This window comes from Streptomyces sp. TOM-9 (assembly GCF_056858595.1).
Window position 1 is genome coordinate 4520120 of record NZ_JBXEQB010000001.1, and the last position, 21812, is coordinate 4541931.

Sequence of the window (21812 nt, forward strand, 5' to 3'; positions counted from 1 at the left end):
CGGTCGCCCGCCGGTCGTCCGGCGGACATCCGGTGATGGGAACGTGCGGGCGTGACTCGCACGATGGCTCTCGGACTGGCCGGTACCGCCGCGCTGGCGGTCGGCGGCAGGGCCGCGGGGGCGCTGCCGGTACGGGACGGGATCGCGCTGCCGCAGGGGCAGGCGGCGGCCGGACTGCTGGTGGCGTACTTCGGCCTCGGGCTGCTCGTCGCGGCGTGGTGGCAGCTCGGCCGGCTGGTGCGCGGGCCCCGGCCCCCGTCGATACGCGCGCTGCTGACGACGTTCGCCGTGTGGGCGGCACCGCTGCTGCTGGCCCCGCCGCTGTTCAGCAGGGACGTCTACAGCTACCTGGCGCAGGGCACGATGGTGAACGCGGGCATCGACGCCTACACGCACGGGCCGGGCGTGCTGGGAGGTACGGCGGCGGCCGAGGTGCCGGCGATCTGGCGGAACAGCCCCGCGCCCTACGGGCCGGCGTTCCTGGCGCTGGCGCGCTTCGGGGCGCACGCCGGGGTCGCCGGGATGCGGGCACTGGCGCTGCTGGGGGTGGCCCTGCTGGCCACGCTGCTGCCGCGGCTCGCCCGGCGCTGCGGCGCGGACCCGGCCGCGGCCGTGTGGCTGGGGGCGCTCAACCCGCTGGTGCTGCTGCACCTGGTGGCGGGGGCGCACAACGACGCCGTGATGCTGGGCCTGCTCGGCGCGGGCCTGGGCGCGGCACTCGCCCGACGCCCGGTCGTGGCCGCCACGCTGGTCACCCTGGCCGCCCTGGTCAAGGCGCCCGCGGCGCTCGGACTGCTGGTCGTGGCCAGCCTGTGGGCCGAACACCTGGAGGGCCGCCGGCGCCTGGCACGCGCCGGGGCGGCCACGGCGGCGGTCGCCGGCGCGGCCACTGTGGCGGTCACCGCCGTCACCGGCGTCGGCTACGGCTGGATCGGCGCGCTGACCACGCCCGCCTCGGCCTCCAACTGGTCCCTGGTCAACGTCCTGGGACGGTTCGTCGGCACCCCGGACGTGTGGCGGCTGCTCGGCATGGCCGCGGCCGCGCTCGTCATCGCCGCCGTGTGGCTGTACCGCGAACGGCTCGGGCCGGTGTACGCCCTGGGGATCAGCCTGCTCGCGGTGGCGCTGCTGGGCCCGGCCATCCGCCCCTGGTACCTGCTGTGGGGACTCGTGCCGCTCGCCGTGGCCGCACCCGACGGCCGGGTGCGGCGGATCGCCGCGCTCGCCAGCGCGGTGCTGGCGCTCGTGGTGCTGCCCAGCGGGTTCGCCGCGACGCCCCGTCAGATCGCCCTGGCGGCCACGGGTGCGGCCCTCGCGCTGCTCCCGCTCGCCGCGCTGCGGCTGGTCCGGCTCGTACGTCCCGCGTTCGCCTCATGAGGCGGATCGTGACGGCGGCCGCCGCCGTGGTCGCGACCGCGCTCTTCCTGGCCACCGTGCCGCTGCACCGGCACTGGTTCGACCTCGGCGTGTACTGGGGCACCGTCAACGCCTGGACGCACGACGGCGTCGGCGTCTACGACTACCTCAGTCCCGGGACGACGTACGGCTTCACCTACCCGCCGTTCGCCGCGCTGTGCATGCTGCCGCTGACCCTGGTGAGCTGGCCCGCGGCCGTCGTCTGCGCGGCCGCCCTCAACATCTGCGCCGCGGCGGCCGTCCTGTGGTGGACGGTGTGGCCGATCGTGCGCCGCGAGGGCTGGACCCCCTGGTACGCGATGGTGCTGGCCGTGTGCCTGATGGCGCTCCTGGAGCCGGTCCACGACACCTTCACCTTCGGGCAGGTCAACCTGGTCCTGCTCGCCCTGGTGCTCGCCGACGCCGAACTGCTGCGCCGCGGCAGCCGCTGGGCCGGGTGCGCGATCGGCCTCGCCGCCGCCGTGAAGCTGACGCCCGCGCTGTTCATCGGGTGGCTGCTGCTCGCCGGGCACCGCCGCGCCGGCCTCACCGCGGCCGCCACCGCGACCGGGGCGACCCTGCTGGCGGCGCTGGCCGCGCCCGGCGCGTCCCGCGACTTCTGGACCCGGGCGATGTGGGACACCGACCGCGTCGGCTCGCTGTCGTACGCCTCGAACCAGTCGCTGCGCGGCACCTTCGCCCGGCTCGACGCACCCACGTGGGTGTGGGCGGTGGCCGTGGTCGCGGTGCTGGCGGTGTGGGCGTACAAGGTGCGCCGGTCCGGCGTCACGACGGGCGTCGCCCTCACGGGGGTGACGGCCTGCCTGGTCAGCCCGGTGACCTGGGTGCACCACCTGGTGTGGCTGATCCCGGCGTTGGCGGCGCTGGCCGGCGAGGCGCTGCGGGTACGGACCCGGGGCCTGACGGTCGCGGCGGTCGGCAGCTACGTCCTGCTCTGCAGCAGCGTCGTGTGGCTGTGGCGGGGCGACCCCGGCACCGGCGGCCCGGGCACCCTCGTGGGCGGCAGCGCCTACGTGTGGATCGGCCTGGGGCTGCTCGTCGCGCCCCGGCCCGGATGGCGTAGCAGGGCGCGCCCGCGTCCGATCCTGGCTGACAGGGTGGGGGAGAGGGCCGGCTGACGGCCCGTCGGCCGAGCCGTCCGCCGAGTCCCGAGGAGATCGACACATGCGTGTGTCCCTGCGCCGGACGTTCGCCGCGCTGCTGATCACCGCCGTCCCCGCGCTGGCCGCCCTCCCCGCGCCGGTGCCCGCACAGGCGCACTCCTCCGTCGCCCTGGCACCCCTGCTCGGCGTCGGGGCGCCGAACTCCATCCCCGGCCGCTACATCGTCACCCTGGCCCCGGACAGCGACCCCTCCGCCGTCGCGAGCGCGGCCGGGATCACCCCGGCCCACGTGTACGACAGCGTGATGCGGGGCTTCGCCGCCCCGCTCACCGGACGGCAACTGGCCCGGGTACGGGCGCTGCCCTCGGTGCGCGGCGTCGAGCAGGACACCACGGTCACCCTGCCCGCGGAGGACCGGATCCCGGTGTCGACCAGCCGCCGGATGCCGGGCAGCCCGCCCCCGGCCGACGGCACCGGCCGGTTCTGGGGCCTGGAGCGCGTGAGCAACCGCGCCCCGGCCACGCACGGCTTCACCGTCCGCGCGACCGGCGCCAAGGTCACCGCGTACATCATCGACAGCGGGATCGACTTCACCCACCCGGAGTTCGGCGGCCGCGCCAGGCCCGGCATCGACGAGATGGACGACGGCCGCAACGCCGCGGACTGCGCGGGCCACGGCACGCACGTCGCCGGCACGGTCGGCGGCGAGCACACCGGGGTCGCCCGGGCGGTCTCGCTGGTCTCCGTACGCGTGCTGGACTGCGAGGCGCGCGGCCCCAACTCCGGCATCATCGCCGGGATCAACTGGGTCGCCCAGCACGCGGTGAAGCCCGCCGTGGCCAACATCTCGCTGGGCGGCCTCTACTCCCCGACGATGAACGAGACCCTGGACGCGCTGGCCCGGGCCGGGGTCTTCCCGGTCGTCGCGGCCGGCAACGACGACGTCAGCTCCTGCGTCATCTCCCCGGCGAGCGCGACGGAGTCCTTCACCGTCGCCGCGACCGACCGGGCCGACCACCGGGCGGCGTTCAGCAACTTCGGCAGCTGCGTCAACCTGAACGCGCCCGGTGTCGACATCGCCTCCGCCTTCCCCGGCGGGCTCTACGCGATCATGAGCGGCACGTCGATGGCGGCCCCCCACGTCACCGGCATCGCCGCGCTCTACAAGGACACCTACGGGGACGCCGGCTTCGAGGTGCTGAAGAAGTGGCTCCTCGACCACGCCACCCGGACCGCGGTCCCCGAACCGTGGGGCACCCCGCAGCTGGTGGCCTTCGCCGGGGACCTCTGAACGGCCCCGCCGTCCCGCGCCCCGCCCGTCAGGTGAGTTCGCGCGCGAGGTGCAGCGCCGTGATCGCCATGCGGCGGGCGTGGAAGAAGCGGTGCGCCCCGTGGTTGGCGACGCCCGCGTCCAGCTCCAGCCGCTCGCAGCCCGCCGCCCGGGCCCTGGCCTCCACCTCCGCCAGCAACCGCGTGCCCACCCCCGCGCCACGCGCGTCCAGCGCCGTGACCAGGTCGTCGACCAGCAGCAGCCGCCCCCTGCTGGTGGTCAGCACCCGGTGCGTGGCCACCCCCAGGTAGCGCTCCCGCTCGTCCAGCGCCGCCGTGAAGACCACCCCCTGGTCATGCGCCTCGGCGGCGAAGGCCGCGAACCCGTCGGCGGTCAGAGCCGGTCTCAACGCCCTGATCAGCGGCCCGACTTCAGCGGTCATGGCCGGTTCACCAGACTTCACGTCCACGAACGTCAGTTCCATGGCGTGATCCTAGGAGGCGCCGGCGCCCGCCGCGCTCCGGTACGGATCAAGTCGCCGCGGCGTTCAGCACGGCAAAGGCCGAGCGGTTGTGCGCCGCCGTTGATCGGCGAGACGGCGCACACCCACCCGGCCCGGGGCGCGGACGGCCCCTAGACCTCGACCCGCTCCCGGGCCTCGACCACCATCGGCAGCCGGTCGGGGTGCGGCACCGCCGCGGTGACCTCCCGTGCCGTGTGGCCCGGGGCCGGCCGCAGCCGCCGCCGGCCCAGCACCGTGGCCAGCGAGATGATCATCTGCGTCCAGGCGAAGGAATCCCCTATGCACTTGCGGGTCCCCGAGCCGAACGGGACGAACGCCCCCCGCGGCAGGTCCGCACTGCGCTCCGGCAGCCACCGGTCCGGGTCGAACCGCTCCGGGTCCGGGAACGAACGGCGGTCCCGGTGCAGGGCGTAGAGGCTGAAGGCGACCTCGGTGCCGGCGGGCAGGGTCACCCCACCGAGTTCGACGGGCTCGACGGCACGGCGCATCAGCAGGGTGACACCGTGCAGCCTGACCACTTCGTTGATGACCCGCGACAGGTACTCGTACGCGGCGACGTGCTCCAGCCCAACCGGGCCGGACCCCGATACCGCCGCGATCTCGGCCAGCAGCCGCTCCTCGACCTCGGGGTGCCGTGCGATCTCGTGGAACGCCCAGGTGAGCGTGGTCGCGGTGTTCTCCGCACCGGCGAAGAGGATGGTGCTGAGTTCGTCCCTGACCTCCACGTCCGTCAGGGCCTCGCCGGTGTCCGCGTCACGCGCCGCGAGCAGTGTCGACAGCAGGTCGGGCCGGTCCGTGTCGCCGGATTCGCGGGCGGCTGCGACGACCTCGTCGATGACCCGGAGGAGTGCGCCCGCCGCGGCGTCGAAACGGCGGTTGGCCGGGATGGGAACCCTGTCGAGGAACTTGGGTGAGGCGGTGCGCAGGAGCAGGGTGTTGACGATGACCGGCAGGTGCACCCGTATGGCGTCGACCGCGGGCTTGCCGATGTCCGTCGAGAACATCGTCCCCGCAAGCGTGTTGACCACCATGGCGGCCATCTCCCGCTCCACGGCGACGGTGTCCCCCGGGCGCCACGAGTCGGCCGTCGCCCGTGCCTGAGTTGCCATGACTTCGGCGTAGCCGGCGATGCGGGTCCGGTGGAACATCGGCTGCATCAGGCGGCGGTGCCTGCGGTGGGTGTCTCCCCCGGCGGTGACCAGCCCCTCCCCCACCAGGACCTTCAGCCGGTCGAAGAAGCGCCCCTTCTCGAAGCTGCGCCCCTTGGTGACCAGCAACTCGTTCACCAGCGCGGGGCTGTTCACGAAGTAGACGGGCATCGTGCCGACGTCGACCCGGACCAGGTCACCGGTGTCGCGGAGCGACGTGACAAAACCAAGGGCATTGCGCGCCAGCGGCCAGACGTGGCCGATGAGCGGAAGCCGACCGGGGGCGCGCGGAACCGAGCGCAAGTCTGCATTCACCCCGAGAACTCCTCTTCTTTCGCGGAATCTACGCCGTGCGCTGTGCGATCGGGTGTATGAAGGAGTCGAGGGTTGCCGTTTGGGTGAACTCGTGTGACGGACGGGACGGTTCCCTCTCGGGAAGCAGATCCCACCACCAGTCGATCGCCGGGATGCCCAGCGGATCCAGACTGTCGTCGCTGGGTGTGTCACAGAAGGTCGAGGGGAGGTTCGCCGGATCATCGGGTGTGGTGTAGCGGACCGAGCTGACGCCCCAGTCCTGGGCCCCGCGTATGAAGTGGCCGAGGCTGTCGAGGAACTGTCGCAGCTGTGGACTGCCGAAGATCCTCAGATGGTCCGAGACACGGAGGAAGAGGTTCATCACGCGGTCACGCTGTGCGATGGCCAGGGTGAGGGCCTTGTCCTGCGGAAGCCCCCGCTCCTCGGCGAGCACGCGCACCACGTTCAGGTAGAAGCCGCCTGCCCGCTCCTCCTTGTGGTGCGAGAAGATGTCGTTGTCCCAGCAGATGATGAAGTACGCCATCTCGGCCGCGGCACGCACCGCGGTGAGGTCCCTCTCCAGCGGCTGGAGCTCGTAGCCGTGCCCCATCTCCAGCAGCGGCATCATCACGGACGTGGCGCCGTCGTAGATCCGCATGAGCGTGTAGTCGTTGAGGTCCGGTACGGTGCCGCGACTCCTGAAGGACGCCTCCCACACGACGGAGGAGAAGTACTCGCGCAGGGCGTCGACCCAGCGGGCGACCTGACCTGGAGTGCCGAACACGTCCATCCGGTAGCGGAGGTCCCGCAGCCCCTGCGCCAGCGGATCGTCCGCCAGCATCGAGACCTCGGGGTTCTGGGCTATGCGCAGCAAGCGGGAGAGCGCCCCCATGAGATCGCCCGGCCGGGTCCCGATGTCGCCTTCCTCGCAGTAGCCGTCGTCAACGCCGAAGAGCCAGATGATGAAGTCCGCGGTGATGGTGATGACCTCCTCGCGGCCATCCGGGAGGATGCGTGCCGCGAAGGTACCGATGTCGTGCTGCACGAGGCGGCTGCGGAGCGCGTCGGAGCCGATGGAGAAGTGGTCGGCCCATTCGGCGGTCCGCGCGTCGATGGCGGCGTGGCTGGGATGGATGGCCGGACTGAGTGGAGAGTAGATCGGTGGAACTATCAGGTCGGGCCCCACTGACGGTCACCTCTCAGTTGTCAACCCTCTGACCACCGGCAATTTCGCCTGGCACATGCCCAAGCGGAACACGAGTGGATCATTTACAGCGACCATTACTCCGGCATATGGCCATGCAGTCAAGTGGCCAGATCTCGCCATGTGGAAGGTAGTTGGCCCACGCAATGCTTGCGCCGGGCGTGCGCCGTGTGCGCGGACGGCGCGCCCTCGCGCCGTCACCAGGCGGAAACGGCTCTCCGTATACACAGAGGCGCACGGCGGGCGCACGGGCGCATCCGCCCGTGCGCCCGCCGTGCGCGGGTCACAGAATGAGACGCTCGGTCTACCGGCGCAGCCAGCTCCGCAGAGCGCTCCACCAAGACCGCCTGCCCGCCGGAACCGAGGGCATCGGCGCTGCGGCCACCTGCGCAACCGGTGCCACAGAGGGCTGGGGCACCGCCTGCGGCAGCGGCTGGGGAATCACTTCGCGCGGTGCCGGCTTCACGCTGGCCCCGGTGTCCTCCTCCTCGCGCGGTCGGCGCGGCGTGAATTCCACGGGGAGTTCCGCGAGATGGTGCGAGGTCCACGCCGGAATCCGGGCGAGCTCGCCCGGGTCGACCGTGAGCCGCAGATCGGGAAGCCGCGCCAGCAGGACGTCGATGCCGGTCTCGGCGATCGCACGACCGATGTCCTGGCCCGGGCACTCGTGCGGACCGCCGCCGAAGGCGAGGTGGGACCGGTTGCCGTGCATCGGGGTCACGAGGTCGGGACGGATCGCGGGGTCGGTGTTCCCCGCGGCAAGCCCCAGGAGGAGCATGTCCCCCTCTTCGATGCGCTGGTTGCCCAGTTCCATCGGGCCCGTGGCGTACCGGGCAGGCATCACCCAGAGCGGGGGCTCGTCCCACAGCACCTGTTCCAGGCCGTCAGGCAGCGTCATGTGGCCGCCCGACAGGTTGCCACGGAACCGTGGATCGGTGAGCACCAGTTTCACCATGCCCGCGATCAGGTTCGCGGTGGTCTCGTTCGCGGCCACGAGCACGAGGCGCAGGTGCTGGATGACCTCGTCGTCGCTGAAACCGGCGGCGTCGTCGATGAGCCAGGACGCCAGGTCGGGGCCCGAGTCGGCGTGCTTCTCCGCCACCAGCCGGGTCAGCGACTCCAGGATGTGGACGTAACTGGCACCGGAGGTCTCGGTGCCCTTCATCAGGTCACGGCACGCCTCCGCGAGCCGTGGCCCTTCCTCCTCGGGGAGACCGAGCAGGTTCGTCATGACGAGCAGAGGAAGCTGCTCGGCGAACTGGGGCACCAGGTCGGCATTGCCGGCGGCGGCGAACTCGTCGATCAGCTGGTTCGAGACCCGCGTCACGTGGCGTCGGATGCCATGGCGGTTGAAGCGCCCCATGCCGCGGCTGACCGCGCCGCGCAGCCGCTTCTGGTCCTCACCGTCGGCGAAGACGACCAAGGGCTGCCAGGTGATGGTGGGGGCGAGCGGGTGCTCCGGCTTGAGCTCCCCTCGCTGGAAGACGTTCCAGCGCCGGGAATCGGAGGAGAACCGGGACGGGGTGCGGAGCACCTCGAGGTTCTCCCGGTAGCCAAGCACCAGCCACGCCGGCAGGTCGTCGTGGAGCAGGACGGGAGCCACGGCTCCGTGCTCGGCCCGGAGCTTCTCGTAGACGCCCATCGGGTCGGCCTCGGCCTCGGGGTCGTAGAGGCGGCGTATGCCGCCGGCACCGGAGGCGTGGGCGGGGCACTCGGGGGGTGGGGTTGTCACGATGCCTCCGTGGAGAGGGCGAGGGAGTGCAGATATCGCATCAGGGTGAGCAACACGTCGCGGCTGGAGTCCCGCTTGCGAGCGTCGCAGTGCACGATCGGGACGTGCTCGGGAAGGTCGAGGGCGGCCCGCAGGTCCTCGACGGGGTGCGGAGGCGCCTCCGGGAAGGTGTTGATGGCCACCACGAACGGCACCCCGCGCTCCTCCAGCCGCCCTATGACGTCGAAACTGACTTCGAGGCGGCGGGTGTCGACAAGGACGACCGCGCCCAGCGCCCCCTCGAAGAGCCCGTTCCAGAGGAACCAGAAACGCTGCTGGCCGGGGGTGCCGAAGAGGTACAGCACCAGTTCCCGGTTGATGCTGATCCGGCCGAAGTCCATGGCGACCGTGGTGGCGGTCTTGCGTTCCACTCCGGCGGTGTCGTCCACACCGACACCCGCCTGGGTCATGGTCTCCTCGGTCGTCAACGGCCTGATCTCACTCACCGATCGGACCAGGGTCGTCTTGCCGACCCCGAAACCCCCGACGATCACTATCTTGACCGCGGCGGTGGCGGTTTCCGGCAGTGCGTCCTCGCTCCGCGGCCCGGTGACGACGAGGGGGTCAGAGCTTCTCAAGTCCATGCATCACCGCCTCAATAAGAGCGACGTCGGGAAGGTTGGCGGGCGGAATCGGCGAGCGCGCCTCCACCCTTTTCTCGGCCAGCAGGTCGGTGAGGAGCACCGTGACCACGCTGACCGGAAGATTGAGGTAAGCGGAGATCTCAGCCACGGAGAGGGGCGAAGTGCACAGTCGCACGATCGCCGCCTGCTCCGGCGGCATCCCCGGCGGTGGCCCGGTACGCGCCCGGACCAGCGTGACCAGGTCGAGGGTGGAAGTGTCGGAGCCCCCGCTCCGACCTCCCGTGATCACGTAGAGCCGCTCGGGGCTTCCTTCCTCCCATCCCTGACCCGATTCGCTCATCCGGCATGCTCGTCGCTACGCGGCGGACTGCTCAGGTGCTCACCGATGCGCGCCACGAGGTCGCGCATCCGCTGCCCCATCAGTCCGGCATCGACCCCCTCGTCGGCGAGCACCGCGAGGTACGCCCCGGCGCCGGCCGCCATCAGGTAGAAGAAACCGCCCGACATCTCGATCACGACCAGCCTCATGCGGCCGTCACCGTGCGGGAACTCCGACGCGACGGCCGCCGCCAGGCTCTGCAGACCGGCACAGGCCGCGGCGATCCGGTCGGCCGCGTCCGTGTCCGTTCCCCACTGAGCCATGCGCAAGCCGTCCGCGGAAAGCACCACCACGTGGCGGGTCTGCGGAACGCTGGTCGCCAGGTCCTTGAGCATCCAGTCCATGTTGGCCCGCTGCTGAATCACGGCTACTCACCCTTATCTAACGACTCGTCACTGTTGCTGACGGGAGCGGCAGCGGGCGTCTCCCCGGAAACGCCGCTCTGGAAGGCGGCCAACCACATGCCGGGCTGCACCGGCTCTTGGGCCGGTGGTTTGGCATGGGAAGCAGTGACGGAACCGGCGGCCGAGCCCGCGGGGGCGGACTGGGCGGGCGGGATGCGCCGACGCCGCTGGGGCAGCCCGTTCGAGGTGCGCTCGTGGACGACGGGGATGTCGTCCGCCATGTCGGCCGTCACGGGCGCCGAGGCCTGGGGCCCCGTCGTTCGCGCGGCACCGGAACCGGAATCCGAACCGGTGCGCGGCGCCGGCACCGACCGCGGACCGGAGGCGGCACCGATGCCGTGCGCCAGGCCCGTCGCGTTGGTGGTGGTGGTGATCAGGTCCTGCGGGACGATCAGGACCGCGCGCACACCGCCGTAGGCGGAGGTCCGCAGCGAGACCTGGAATCCGTAGGCCTTCGACAGACGGCCCACCACGGCCAGGCCCAGACGGGGCGTCTCACCGAGGCCGTTGAGGTCGATGCCGGCCTGCGCCTGGGCGAGCATCTGCTCGGCGCGCTGACGGGCCTCCTCGCTCAGGCTGACGCCGCCGTCCTCGATCTCGATCGCGATGCCCGACTGCACCTCGACCGCGGTCAGGTGGACCCGGGTCTGCGGCGGGGAGTAGCGGGTTGCGTTGTCCAGCAGCTCGGCAACCGCGTGGATCAGCGGCTCGACCGCGGGGCCGATGATCGCGACCTCGGAGACCGAGTGCAGCTCGACCCGTTGGTAGTCGGTGATCCGCGACATCGCGCCGCGCAGCACGCTGAAGAGAGGAACGGCCTTGCTCCACTGACGCCCGGGGCGGGCCCCGCCGAGGACGGCGATGCTGTCGGCGAGACGGCCGATCAGGGCGGTGCCGTGGTCGAGGCGGAGCAGATCGCCGAAGACCTCCGGGCTCTGGCCGTGGCGGTCCTCCATCTCCCGCAGGGCACTCGCCTGCTGGTGGACGATGGCCTGCACGCGGCGGGCGATGTTCACGAAGGCGCGCTGCGACGACTCCCGGATGTCCTCCTCGGCGGAGACGGCCGTGAGGACGGAGTGGAGAACGGCTTGGTGCGCGCTGTGGAATTCTGCGGTGAGGCCCTCGGTGCGGGTCTCGACGCTCTTGAGCACGTCCTCCAGGAACTCGCCGCGCTGGAGCCTCGCCATGGCGTCGGGCAGCTGTTCCTTGGCGAGGCGTACGGTCTCGGCCTCCTGCTGGGCCAGCCGGTACCGCAGCTCGGCGTCGTGACGGGCCACCTCGGCACGGAGTTCCGCGGTCAGGTGCCCTCGGCGCGCGACCTCGACGGCGAGGACGGCGACGGCCACCGTGGCGGTCACCCCACACCACAGCACCGCAACCCTGGCGGACGAGGGGACGGTCCATACGGCGACGGTCGCGACCGCCGCGACTATGACGACCGGCAATAACCACGCGGACGTCGCGGTGGGCCGGTGGTCTCCGGGGGACGATCCAGCACGAACCATCAGCATCCTCAGGTGATCGCTAGTCATGGAACGAACACGGCACGAGCAGCGGATTGCGGCGTCAACGGAGTGGGCAATCAGCAGGCCGCGCCTGACCTGGCGTAATTGCTACAACACGCTGAGCCGCAAGTAGCATAGCCGCTTCCATTCCGTGGCTGATGCCGCCTCACGATGCCTTTGGCACATGCCGTTTGACGTATGGTTATCGGTTCTTCGGCGTCGACGCAAACCCCTCCCGGGCGCTCCCTCACCATCTGTGCGTCCACGATTCGATCATGAGCAATGACCGATATAAACTGTTTGACCACGGATGGCTCGATCGACGGCGACGCCGGTCCCCGCGCCCCGGGAGGCCCTCATGGGCGAGCAGGAACACGCCGGGCCGAACCCCCCAGCGAGGACCCCGGAACGCCGCTTCCCCACGTCACGCGCCCCCCGCGGGATCCGCACCGGGCCGGGCCGCGGGCGCGGGCGGGCGGTACGGGCGGGCGCCGCGGAGGGCGGCGGGGCCGAACCGGAGCGACCGGCTCCACGGCAGGTGCCCGGGCGGTACGGCGAGACCCACGGCGGCACGACGGGAAAGCCCCGGCGTGCGCCGTCCGGCCGCGCGCGGTGCGCCCGCGCCGGAGGACCCCGGAGGGGCACGAAAATTGGCTTCACTCTTAAGAGTGATGGGTACTTGCGCCCGGCCCGTTCAGGGAGCAATGTCACGCGCGCGGAGACCGGGGCCGGCCGATGACCGCCGGGGAACTGCAGGGGCTCGCCGCGATCGTCACCGGAGGTGCCACCGGGATCGGGCTCGCCACGGCGGAGACACTGGCGGCGCGCGGCGCACGGGTCGCCGTGCTGGACCAGGCCCCCGGCCGGGCACCGGCACACGTGCACGCGCTCGCCGCCGACATGGCCGACGACGCCTCCGTGCGGTGGGCGGTCGGCCGGGCCGTGGAGGACCTGGGCGGGCTGGACATCCTGGTCAACAACGCGGGCACCGGGGCCGTCGGCACCGTGGAGGAGAACCCGGACGGCGAGTGGCGCCGGGTGCTGGAGGTCAACCTCCTCGGCGTGGTCCGGGCGAGCCGGGCCGCGCTGCCGTACCTGCGCCGCTCCCGCTACGCGTCGATCGTCAACATCTCCTCGGTGACGGCCACGGCGGGGCTCCCGCGCCAGGCGCTGTACGCGGCGAGCGAGGGCGCCGTCCTCGCGCTCACCCTGGCCATGGCCGCCGACCACCTGCCCGAGGGCGTCCGGGTCAACTGCGTCACCCCCGGCACCGTCGACACTCCCTGGGTGGAGCGGCTGATCGCGGCAGCCCCCGACCCGGCGGCCGAGCGGGCCGCGCTCCAGGCCCGCCAGCCCAGCGGGCGCCTGGTCACCGCCCAGCAGGTCGCCGACGCCGTCGCCTACCTCGCCGGACCCTCGGCCGCGGCGGTCACCGGCACCGCGCTCCCCGTGGACGGCGGCCTGCACGCGCTGCGTCCCACCCCTCCGCCCCTTCCCCCGGGACCGCTGCCCTGAGCGGTGCCCGGGCCGAGGCCGGGCCGAGGCCGGGCCGAGGCCGGGCCGAGGCCGGGTCGAGGCCGGGTCGAGGCCGGTCCGGAGCCGGTCCGGGGCCGGTCCGCGCGAGGAGCCCCCGCGCACAGGACGTCCTAGCATGAAAGACACGGATCGGCGGAAATGGGACGCCCCTGATGGTCATGCCGGAGGGAAGCGCTGCGGCGCCGGCGAAGGCGCCGTTCGACCTTGCCTACGCCGCGTCGGCGCTGATCGACGGCGAGGGGACGATCGTCGGCTGGACGGCCGCCGCGGAGCACCTGCTGGGCTACCCGGCCGCGGAAGCGCTGCACCGCCCCGCCGCGCAGCTGCTCGCCTCCTCCGAACAGGCCGCCAAGGCCGCGGAGGTCGCCGCCCAGTGGCACGACCAGGACATCTGGGGCGGTCTCGTAGCCGCCCGGCACCGCGACGGACGCCGGATCGAGCTGGGCCTGCGGGTGTCCACGCTGGCGGCGCCCGACGGGCACGAGCGCTGGCTGGTGTCCGGGATCGACCTGGCCAGGACCCCGTCCTGGGCGGTGAGCAGCGCCATCCTGGAGGGCTTCCTCACCCGGTCCCCGATCGGCATGGCCGTGCTCACCCCCGACCTGCGGTACGTGTGGATCAACGACACCCTGGAGCGTTTCGCCGGCGTGCCGCGCGAGCACCGCATCGGGATGCGCATGAGCGACTCCCTGCCCGGTCTGGACACCGAGGCGCTGGAGAACATCATGCGCGAGGTGCTGCTGACCGGTGAGCCGGTGATCGACCACGAGTACCAGGGCTGGACGCTGGCCGCCCCCTACCGGGAGCGGTCCTTCTCCACCTCCTTCTACCGCCTGGACGACGCCGAGGGCCGGGTGATGGGCGTCTGCTACATGGGCATGGACGTCACCGACCGCTGGCGCGCCCAGGGCCGGCTCGCGCTCCTCAACGAGGCCGGGGCCTGCATCGGCAGCACCCTGGACGTCACCCGCACCGCCCAGGAACTGGCCGACGTGTCGGTCCCGCGGCTCGCCGACTTCGTCACCGTCGACCTGCTGGAGCCGGTGCTGCGCGGCGACGAGCCGCCGGCCGGCGGGGCGCTGGGCCGCGTGCCGCTGCGCCGCGCCGGCATGCGCTCGGTGCACCCGGGCACCCCGGAGTCGATCGTCGCGCTCGGCGAGCGGATCAACGCCGGCGACACCTCGCCGCACGTGCGCTGCATGACCTCCGGCCGGCCCGAGATCGAGGCCGACATCGCCATCGACCGCGCGTCGTGGCTCACCGACGACCCGGCCCGCGCGGCCAAGATCCGCGAGTTCGGGATGCGGTCGGTGATGTGGGTGCCGCTGCGGGCCCGGGGCACGGTCCTCGGCGTGGTGACCTTCATCCGGCACCGCCGGCCCGGCGCCTTCGAGCCGGACGACCTGCTGCTCGCCGAGGAGCTCGTGGCCCGCGCCGCGGTGTGCGTGGACAACGCCCGGCGCTGGACCCGCGAGCACGAGGCGGCGCTCGCCCTGCAGCGCAGCCTGCTGCCGCAGACCCTGACCGGCGGCACGGCGCTGGAGGTCGCCTCCCGCTACCTGCCCACCGACATCCAGGACGGCGTGGGCGGCGACTGGTTCGACGTCATCCCGCTGTCCGGGGCGCGGATCGCGCTGGTGGTCGGGGACGTCGTAGGGCACGGGCTCACCGCGGCGGCGACGATGGGACGGCTGCGGACGGCCGTCCACACCCTCGCCGACATGGACCTGCCGCCCGACGAACTGCTGGCGCACCTGGACGACCTCATCATGCGGCTCACCGAGGAGGAGAGCGCCGACGCGTCCGTGGCCACCACCGTCACCGGCGCCACCTGCCTCTACGCCGTCTACGACCCGGTGACCCGGCGGCTGACGATGGCCCGCGCCGGGCACCCGCCGCCCGCGGTCGTCGACCCCTCCGGCCGGGTCACCTTCGCCGAACTGCCCGCCGGCCCGCCGCTCGGCCTGGGCGCCATGCCCTTCGAGTCCGCCGAGCTCGAACTGGCCGAGGGCAGCATCGTCGCCCTCTACACCGACGGCCTGATCGAGACCTTCGGCGAGGACGTCGACGTGGGCCTGGAGCGGCTCGCGCACGCCCTGGCCCACCCCGAACTGCCGCTGCAGGACCTGTGCTCCGCCGTGCTGGAGCGTCTGCTGCCCGGTCCGCCCGCCGACGACGTCGCCCTGCTCGTCGCCCGTACGCACGCGCTCACCACGGACCGGTTCGTCGCCTGGGACCTGCCGGTCGACCCGGCGGTCGTCAGCCGGGCCCGGGCGCTGGCCACGCGCCAACTCGCCGAGTGGGGGCTGGAGGAGCTGCGGACGACCACCGAACTGGTCGTCAGCGAGCTGGTCACCAACGCCATCCGGCACGCCTCGGGCCCGATCCGGCTGCGGCTGATCCGGCAGTCGGTCTTCATCTGCGAGGTCTACGACGGCAGCAACACCGTGCCGCGGCTGCGGCACGCCCGGACCACCGACGAGGGCGGCCGCGGGCTCTTCCTCGTCGCCCAGCTGACCCGCCGGTGGGGCACCCGCTACACCGCGGACGGCAAGCTGATCTGGGCGGAGCAGGAGATCCCGGACGTCCACCCGGGCTGAGCGGGCGGCGCGTCAGTCCTGGAGGGCGGCCGGGTCCATGTGCACGACCTCCCACAGGTGGCCGTCCGGGTCCTGGAAGCTGCGGCCGTACATCGGCCCCTGGTCCATGGGCTCGTTCGAGGGCGACCCGCCCGTGGCCAGGGCCGCGTCGGCCAGCTCGTCCACGCGCTCCCGCGACTCGACGCCCAGGCAGAGGATGGACTCGGTGGTCTTCGTGGCGTCCGCGACCTCCTTCTTGGTGAACTGCCGGAAGAAGGGCTCGACGAGCAGCATCGCGAAGATGCCCTCGCCGATCACCATGCACGCGGCGTTGTCGTCGGTGAACCGGGGGTCGAAGGAGAAGCCGAGGCCGCCGAAGAAGGCCTTCGACCTGGGCAGGTCCTGCACGGGGAGGTTGACGAAGATCTGGGTCGGCATGGTCCGCCTCGTTCCGTTCCGGGGTCTGTGTCAGTGGTCTGTGCTGAAGTAGACCCGTGGACGCTCCGGAACTCATCGGAAGGCGGAGGAGAACCATGAGCGATCTCGCTGCACCCCCGGACGTGGCGCAGGAGCTGGAGCGCTACCGCGCGGAGCTGACCGGCTACTGCTACCGGATGCTGGGCTCGGCCTTCGAGGCGGAGGACGCCGTCCAGGAGACGATGGTGCGGGCCTGGCGGGCGTACGACCGCTTCGAGGGCCGCTCCAGCCTGCGTTCCTGGCTGTACCGCATCGCCACCAACGCGTGCCTGGACATCCTGGGCGGCACCGGACGCCGGGCCCGCCCGATGGACCTGGCCTCGCCCGGCAGCGCCGAGGGCCCGCTGCCCGGCACCCTGCCGGAGAGCACCTGGATCTCCCCCGCCCCCGACGGCCGCGTCCTGCCGGAGACGGGCGACCCCGCCGACCTCGCCGACCAGCGCGAGAGCGTGCGCCTGGCCTTCGTCGCCGCCCTGCAGCACCTCGCGCCGCGCCAGCGGGCCGTGCTCATCCTGCGGGAGGTGCTGGCCTGGAAGGCGGCCGAGGTCGCCGAATTGCTCGACACCACCGTCGCCTCGGTCAACAGCGCGTTGCAGCGGGCCCGCGCCGCCCTCGCCGCGGCCGCCCCCGCCACGACCGACCCGGCCCGTCCGCTCGACGAGGAGCAGCGCGCCCTGCTCGGCCGCTACGTCGCCGCCTTCGAGTCCTACGACCTCGACGCCCTCACCTCACTGCTCCACGAGGACGCCACGCTGTCCATGCCGCCCTTCGGCCTGTGGCTGCGCGGATCGGCGGACATCAAGGCCTGGATGCTCGGGCTCGGCTCCGGCTGCCGCGGTTCGCGGCTCGTCCCGGTCACGGCCAACGGCACACCGGGCTTCGGGCAGTACCGGCCCAGCCCCGACGGGGGTCACGAGCCGTGGGCGCTGCAGGTCATCGAGATATCAGACGGCCGGATCACCGGGCTCAACTCCTTCCTCGACACCGAGCGGCTCTTCCCGCTGTTCGGCCTCCCCGCGCGCCTCGCACCCGAGGCCCGCTAGCCCGCCCAGCCCGGTGAGCGCCAGCAGTTCCCGCAGCGCGCCCCCGGCGCCCCGCAGCCGGATCCGGCCGCCGTGGCGCCGGGCGGTCAGCTGCAACCGCGCGATGGCGTCGACCAGCACGACGTCCGGAGCGCCGTCGAGCCCGCCCACGTCGCACAGCACCGTCCCGCCGCCCCGCTCGGCCAGCAGCGCGTGCAGCCGCTCGACCAGCGGCGGGATCCCGGCGCGGTCGAGCCTCCCGGTCAGGACGAGCACGGCGGGCCCACCGCCCGGTCGGGACGCGGGCGGGGGCGGCGCGGGCCGGGCCATGGGCGACCTCCTGGGGCGGATGCGGGGATGCGTACCGCGTACGTCCCTAGGACCGGCGGCGGCGCCGTAATCCATCGGCGCCGCGCGTCACCGTCCGAGCAGAGCCGTGATCTCCCGCGGGTCCCAGGCCCCGTCGGCGCACTCCGCGAGGTAGGCCGCGATGCCGGGCAGGTCCCAGGCGCCCGTCTCGGCCAGGCCCTCGGCGATGTGCCGCAGGTAGGTCCCGGACGGCCTGACGTGCTCGGCCCCGCCGGAGCCCCAGGGGGCGGTGAAGGTGAGCACCGGGTGCCCGTCCACGTCCCCGGGGTACAGCAGCGTCTCGTACCGCCCCTCGCCCAGCCGGGCCCTGCCGCAGCGCAGCACCTCGGCGAGGTCGAGGTCGGAGCCCGGCGACCGGTACATCTCCTGGGCGGCGATGTCGGAGAACTGACCGACCGTCAGCAGATGGGCTCTGGCGCGCACCCCGCCGCCCGGCACGTCGCCGTCGTAGAAGGCCCGGCCGCCCGACCAGACCGGCGACAGCGTCGCGAAGTACATCCGCCCCGGCAGTTCCAGCGGCACCGACCGCAGCGGCGGGCGCGCGTCCCGGCAGCCCGGGTACTCCCGGCCGCCGCCGGGGGGCACCCCGCCGGCGAGGTAGCTGTTGAGGCGCACGAGGTGGGTGTTGGAGCCGTAGGCCGCGTACCAGACGAAACCGGGCGGCCGGTCCCGCCGCACGGCACCCCGGGGCCCCACGCGCTGCGGTGTGGTCACCGCTCCATGATGAGGGCGCCGCGGGGTCAGGCGGCCGGCACCGTGCCGCGGATCTGCCGCAGGAAGGCCGCGTTGTCCGGGGTCGCCCGCATCCGCTCCAGCAGCGTCTCGAAACTCCCCGCACCACGCAGCACCCGCCGCAGACCGCGCGCGGCCGCCAGCTCCGCAGGGCTGAGGAGCAATTCCTCACGCCGGGTCCCCGACGGGCCGACGTCCACCGCCGGGAAGACCCGCCGGTCGGCCAGCCCCCGGTCCAGCCGCAACTCCATGTTGCCGGTGCTCTTCATCTCCTCGAAGAAGTAGTCGTCGGCGCGCGATCCGGTGTCGACCAGCGCGGTGGCCAGGATGGTCAGCGAACCGCCCTCCTCCGCGAGGCGCGCCGAGCCGAACAGCCGCTTCGGGCCGAGCAGCGCCGCCGCGTCGACACCGCCGGACAGCGTCCGGCCGCCCGAGGACGCCGCGTTGTTGTGCGCCCGGCACAGCCGGGTGAGGGAGTCCAGCAGCACGACCACGTCCCGGCCGGTCTCGACCAGGCGCTTGGCCCGCTCGACGGCCAGTTCGGCGACGGCGATGTGCTGCCTGGGCGTGCGGTCGAAGGTCGAGGCGACGACCTCGCCCCGCACCGAGCGCCGCATGTCGGTGACCTCCTCCGGCCGTTCGTCCAGGAGCACCACCATCAGGTGGCACTCGGGGTGGTTGTCCGCGACGGCGCCGGCCAGCCGCCGCAGCAGCATCGTCTTGCCGGCCTTCGGCGGCGCCACGATCAGCCCGCGCTGGCCCTTGCCGACGGGGGCCAGCAGGTCCACGACACGGGTGGTCAGACCGCCCTGCGGGCACTCCAGGCGCAGCCGCTCGGACGGGTGGAGCGGGGTCAGGTCCGCGAAGTGCCGTCGCCCGCGGGCCAGGCCGGCGGGCAGCCCGCCGACCTGGTCGGCCCGTACGAGGGCGCGGGAGCGACCGGCCGTGGCCACGCCTTCGACGGCGTCGCCCTTGCGCAGCCCGTGCCGCCTGATCACCTCCGGCGGCACCGGGACGTCGTGCGGACCCTGCGCGTAACCGGCGGTGCGCAGGAAGCCGCGCCCGCCCTCGACGTCGAGGACCCCGGCGACGGCGACGAGCCGTTCGCCCGAGGGGGAGGAAGCGGGAGCGGGGGTGGGGGTGGTGGTGGGAGCTGTGGACATACGTCGTCCTCGGGGGAAGGGCGCGTACGGCGGCGGAATCGGCCGGCCGCCGGGACACGCGGCGCAAGAGGCGGAGCCTCGGGGAGATCGCCGACGCGGGGCGTGGGCGAAGGGGAACACCGCAGTGGACTGCGGGAGCGGACCGCCGGGCGGTCACGCGGTGAGCACCGGCGCCGAAGAGGGGCGCACAGCCGTGCTCCTCGCACTGTAGCACCAGGACCCCGGGCGGGGGACCGCCGCGATGTCGCGAACCTGTCACATCCCGGTCCGGATACGGCACCGCCAACCGCCCCGGCCCCGAGGGTGGTTACGGTCGCCGGGTGAAGTCCGTGCCGATCGCCGCCGTCGCCGTGGCCGCGCTGCTGGCCGTCCCCGCGTGCACGTCGCCCTCCGGCGGGCAGCCCTCCCCCGCGACCGCGTCCGCCGACGGACAGGAGGTCAGGGCGGTCATGCCCACCTGGATCCACGGGCTGCGGGTCATCGGCGCCCGGGGCACCGGCGGCGCCTGCCGCTGGTCGACGAGCTACCCGTCCGTGCCGGGCGCACGGACACTGACCCGGACGCTCGACCGCGAGGTGCACCGCGGGCTGCGGGACTTCCTGGCCGCGCACGGGCACGATGCCGGCTGCGCGGGCGAGTTCACCATCTCGTACACGTTCCTGGCCGCCTCCGGGGACGTGCTCGGCGTCCAGCTGACGACGGCCGAGGGCACCGCCGCCGGGAACGGCACCACCTCCGGGAGCGGCACCACGACGGCCACGTACTGGTACGACGGCCGCTCCGGCGAGGTGCTTCCCGCCCTCGCCATGCTCGGTCCGGACGCGGCCGGCGACCTCGCCGGGCACCTGGTCCGGGCGCTCGCCGCCCGCGCCGGCCACGACCCGCGCGGGCTCCGCGCGCTGCAGGACCCGGCGGCACGCCGCGCCGTCCTGGACGACCTGGCCTTCACCGGCTGCGGGAACCTGGTCGTGACGTTCGACCGGGGCGAGGTGGCGGCCCCGCCCACGGGCCGGCAGAAGGTGGTGCTCCCGCGCGCCGCCGTCGAGCCGCTGCTGTCCGCGTTCGGGCGGCGCGTCCAGCGGCAGGCGATGCGTCCCCGCCACGAGCAGGACGGCTGACAGCGATACTGGGGGCGTGCGCCGGACCTTCGCCCACGACGCGGTCGTGACCCTCGCCCCCGGCGGCGACGAGCGTGCCCCTGGTGCCGCGGTCACCGTCGCCCTGTGCGGTCACTGGGAGCACGAACCGCCCTGCCCGCTCGCGCCCCACCACACCGCCTTCACGGCCGGGCCCGGCGGCACACTGCGGCTGCGCGTGCTGTTCGCGTCCGCGCCCGGCGACGAGGCCGAGGTCCGCCGCCGGATCGACGCCGCCCTGGCGGCGGGCGGACTCGGCACCACCCACTGGGAGTTCGGCGGCTCCCGGCCGGGCGAGCCGCGGCCCGACGAGGCCGCGCACGCGGCACGTCTCAGCGCGTGAGCGAGGCCGCGTCCCCCATCACGACGACCGGGTGCAGGGCCGGGTCCAGGGTCCTCAGCAACTGCCTCATGTGGGCCTCGGACAACGCGACGCACCCTGCGTGGGCCCCTCGTGGTCGACGTGGAACCAGATGCCACCGCCCTTGTCCGCGCCCATCGGCCGGGTCCAGTCCCGCGGCGATGTGCCGGGCCCGCGGTTGTAGTTGATGGCCACAACGTAGTCGACGAACCCGCCGGCGGTTCCCCCTCCAGTCCTGTGCCCCTGATGAAGAACCCGCCGGAGTGGCCGTACGGGAGCCGGGTGCCCGGGTCGGCCTTCAGGCCCCCGGCGTCGGTGAGGCCGAACACCCCGATCGGCGAGCGCTCGTCGCCGCTGCGGTGGTCGTCGGTCCACCCGCGCTGCGCGTTGCGCGCGGGCCATCTCGCGCCGCCGCGCCAGCCGTCGGGGTCCTCTCGTACGCCACGACCCGTGACCGGGACGCGTTCCGGCCCGCGCCGGTCACCACGACGACCTGGCGCGCGTCGCCCGGGACCCGGCCCGGGGTCCGCGGCCCGAGCCCGGGCACCTGCTCCGGCAGCCTCTCGGCACCGGCCCCGGGGGTGACCGCGGCGGACGGTGCCGCCACGGACGGCACGGCGGCGACGGCCCGCGGCGCCCCCGCCACCGTCGCGGTGGGAGCGGGGCACCCGGCCGGCACGCCGGCGGCCGCCAGAGCGGCGACCGGTATGACGGACAGGACGCCGCCACGGCGGGCGAATTCGGGCATGACGGCGCCTTTCGTCTCATCCACGGGAGAGAGCGATCGAAGAGCAGCGCCCGGCCGGAGGGACTCCGTGGAGCGGACGGCCCGGTCC

At 73.4% G+C, this 21812-nt stretch carries 20 protein-coding genes and 1 pseudogene; 8 read left to right on the forward strand and 13 right to left on the reverse strand.

What is annotated here, in order from left to right; translation table 11 throughout:
- Nucleotides 1–63: 63 nt before the first annotated feature.
- From mptB to AC1VWI_RS20955, 3 genes are read left to right on the forward strand one after another with little or no spacing between them, the layout of a single operon-like run.
- Nucleotides 64–1377 carry a polyprenol phosphomannose-dependent alpha 1,6 mannosyltransferase MptB gene (gene mptB, locus AC1VWI_RS20945; protein WP_499516877.1) on the forward strand — a complete coding sequence of 438 codons (1314 nt, stop codon included), beginning with the start codon at nucleotides 64–66 and terminating at the stop codon, nucleotides 1375–1377.
- On the forward strand, nucleotides 1374–2534 hold the full coding sequence (locus tag AC1VWI_RS20950) for a glycosyltransferase 87 family protein (protein ID WP_499512546.1): 1161 nt from the start codon (nucleotides 1374–1376) through the stop codon (nucleotides 2532–2534). Before mptB ends, AC1VWI_RS20950 begins: the two co-directional genes overlap by 4 nt.
- Before the next feature lie 46 nt (nucleotides 2535–2580).
- The gene (locus AC1VWI_RS20955; protein WP_499512547.1) at nucleotides 2581–3810 is read left to right on the forward strand and encodes a S8 family peptidase; all 1230 of its coding nucleotides are present in this window, start codon (nucleotides 2581–2583) and stop codon (nucleotides 3808–3810) included.
- Nucleotides 3811–3838: 28 nt separating this feature from the next.
- On the opposite strand, the gene AC1VWI_RS20960 is transcribed toward AC1VWI_RS20955, so the two are convergent.
- From AC1VWI_RS20960 to AC1VWI_RS20995, 8 genes are all read right to left on the reverse strand, one after another.
- Nucleotides 3839–4273, reverse strand: coding sequence for a GNAT family N-acetyltransferase (locus tag AC1VWI_RS20960; protein ID WP_499512548.1), 435 nt, complete (start codon nucleotides 4271–4273; stop codon nucleotides 3839–3841).
- Nucleotides 4274–4422: 149 nt separating this feature from the next.
- Nucleotides 4423–5775 carry a cytochrome P450 gene (locus AC1VWI_RS20965; protein ID WP_499512549.1) on the reverse strand — a complete coding sequence of 451 codons (1353 nt, stop codon included), beginning with the start codon at nucleotides 5773–5775 and terminating at the stop codon, nucleotides 4423–4425.
- A gap of 28 nt (nucleotides 5776–5803) precedes the next feature.
- Nucleotides 5804–6940: a selina-4(15),7(11)-diene synthase gene (locus tag AC1VWI_RS20970; protein ID WP_499512550.1), complete on the reverse strand. Its 1137-nt coding sequence runs from the start codon at nucleotides 6938–6940 to the stop codon at nucleotides 5804–5806.
- A 322-nt stretch (nucleotides 6941–7262) separates the two neighbouring features.
- A complete protein-coding gene (locus AC1VWI_RS20975; protein ID WP_499512551.1) occupies nucleotides 7263–8690 on the reverse strand; it encodes a cytochrome P450 in 1428 nt (475 codons plus the stop codon).
- Nucleotides 8687–9313 (reverse strand): GTP-binding protein, encoded by a 627-nt coding sequence (locus AC1VWI_RS20980; RefSeq protein WP_499512552.1) that lies wholly within the window; start codon nucleotides 9311–9313, stop codon nucleotides 8687–8689. Before AC1VWI_RS20980 ends, AC1VWI_RS20975 begins: the two co-directional genes overlap by 4 nt.
- Nucleotides 9294–9653, reverse strand: a complete 360-nt coding sequence (locus AC1VWI_RS20985; protein ID WP_499512553.1) for a DUF742 domain-containing protein — start codon at nucleotides 9651–9653, stop codon at nucleotides 9294–9296. Before AC1VWI_RS20985 ends, AC1VWI_RS20980 begins: the two co-directional genes overlap by 20 nt.
- The gene (locus tag AC1VWI_RS20990; RefSeq protein WP_499512554.1) at nucleotides 9650–10036 is read right to left on the reverse strand and encodes a roadblock/LC7 domain-containing protein; all 387 of its coding nucleotides are present in this window, start codon (nucleotides 10034–10036) and stop codon (nucleotides 9650–9652) included. The genes AC1VWI_RS20985 and AC1VWI_RS20990 overlap by 4 nt, the downstream gene beginning before the upstream one ends.
- Nucleotides 10037–10059: 23 nt before the next feature.
- Nucleotides 10060–11601, reverse strand: coding sequence for a sensor histidine kinase (locus AC1VWI_RS20995; RefSeq protein ID WP_499512555.1), 1542 nt, complete (start codon nucleotides 11599–11601; stop codon nucleotides 10060–10062).
- A 735-nt stretch (nucleotides 11602–12336) separates the two neighbouring features.
- On the opposite strand from AC1VWI_RS20995, the gene AC1VWI_RS21000 reads away from it, so the two are divergent.
- Together AC1VWI_RS21000 and AC1VWI_RS21005 are read left to right on the forward strand one after the other, a co-directional pair.
- Nucleotides 12337–13116, forward strand: a complete 780-nt coding sequence (locus AC1VWI_RS21000; RefSeq protein ID WP_499512556.1) for an SDR family NAD(P)-dependent oxidoreductase — start codon at nucleotides 12337–12339, stop codon at nucleotides 13114–13116.
- 173 nt (nucleotides 13117–13289) lie between these two features.
- On the forward strand, nucleotides 13290–15737 hold the full coding sequence (locus AC1VWI_RS21005) for a SpoIIE family protein phosphatase (RefSeq protein ID WP_499512557.1): 2448 nt from the start codon (nucleotides 13290–13292) through the stop codon (nucleotides 15735–15737).
- Nucleotides 15738–15749: 12 nt separating this feature from the next.
- Here AC1VWI_RS21005 and AC1VWI_RS21010 read toward each other — a convergent pair whose 3' ends face one another.
- Nucleotides 15750–16154, reverse strand: a complete 405-nt coding sequence (locus tag AC1VWI_RS21010) for a VOC family protein (RefSeq protein WP_499512558.1) — start codon at nucleotides 16152–16154, stop codon at nucleotides 15750–15752.
- A gap of 95 nt (nucleotides 16155–16249) precedes the next feature.
- Between AC1VWI_RS21010 and AC1VWI_RS21015 the strand changes: the two genes are divergently transcribed.
- Nucleotides 16250–17236 carry a sigma-70 family RNA polymerase sigma factor gene (locus AC1VWI_RS21015; protein WP_499512559.1) on the forward strand — a complete coding sequence of 329 codons (987 nt, stop codon included), beginning with the start codon at nucleotides 16250–16252 and terminating at the stop codon, nucleotides 17234–17236.
- On the opposite strand, the gene AC1VWI_RS21020 is transcribed toward AC1VWI_RS21015, so the two are convergent.
- The 3 genes from AC1VWI_RS21020 to rho form a co-directional block, all read right to left on the reverse strand.
- Nucleotides 17138–17545 (reverse strand): STAS domain-containing protein, encoded by a 408-nt coding sequence (locus AC1VWI_RS21020; RefSeq protein ID WP_499512560.1) that lies wholly within the window; start codon nucleotides 17543–17545, stop codon nucleotides 17138–17140. The two genes, AC1VWI_RS21015 and AC1VWI_RS21020, sit on opposite strands and share 99 nt — an antisense overlap.
- A gap of 87 nt (nucleotides 17546–17632) precedes the next feature.
- On the reverse strand, nucleotides 17633–18298 hold the full coding sequence (locus AC1VWI_RS21025) for a histone deacetylase (protein ID WP_499512561.1): 666 nt from the start codon (nucleotides 18296–18298) through the stop codon (nucleotides 17633–17635).
- Between the two features lie 26 nt (nucleotides 18299–18324).
- Nucleotides 18325–19479 (reverse strand): transcription termination factor Rho, encoded by a 1155-nt coding sequence (gene rho / locus AC1VWI_RS21030; RefSeq protein ID WP_499512562.1) that lies wholly within the window; start codon nucleotides 19477–19479, stop codon nucleotides 18325–18327.
- Between the two features lie 320 nt (nucleotides 19480–19799).
- Here rho and AC1VWI_RS21035 point away from each other — a divergent pair, with 320 nt between their 5' ends.
- Together AC1VWI_RS21035 and AC1VWI_RS21040 are read left to right on the forward strand one after the other, a co-directional pair.
- On the forward strand, nucleotides 19800–20597 hold the full coding sequence (locus tag AC1VWI_RS21035) for a hypothetical protein (protein WP_499512563.1): 798 nt from the start codon (nucleotides 19800–19802) through the stop codon (nucleotides 20595–20597).
- Between the two features lie 16 nt (nucleotides 20598–20613).
- A complete protein-coding gene (locus tag AC1VWI_RS21040; RefSeq protein WP_499512564.1) occupies nucleotides 20614–20958 on the forward strand; it encodes a hypothetical protein in 345 nt (114 codons plus the stop codon).
- Here the strand turns inward: AC1VWI_RS21040 and AC1VWI_RS21045 are convergent.
- Nucleotides 20948–21724 (reverse strand): annotated as a pseudogene (locus AC1VWI_RS21045) (L,D-transpeptidase family protein). The gene AC1VWI_RS21040 and the pseudogene AC1VWI_RS21045 sit on opposite strands and share 11 nt — an antisense overlap.
- Between the last annotated feature and the right edge of the window lie 88 nt (nucleotides 21725–21812).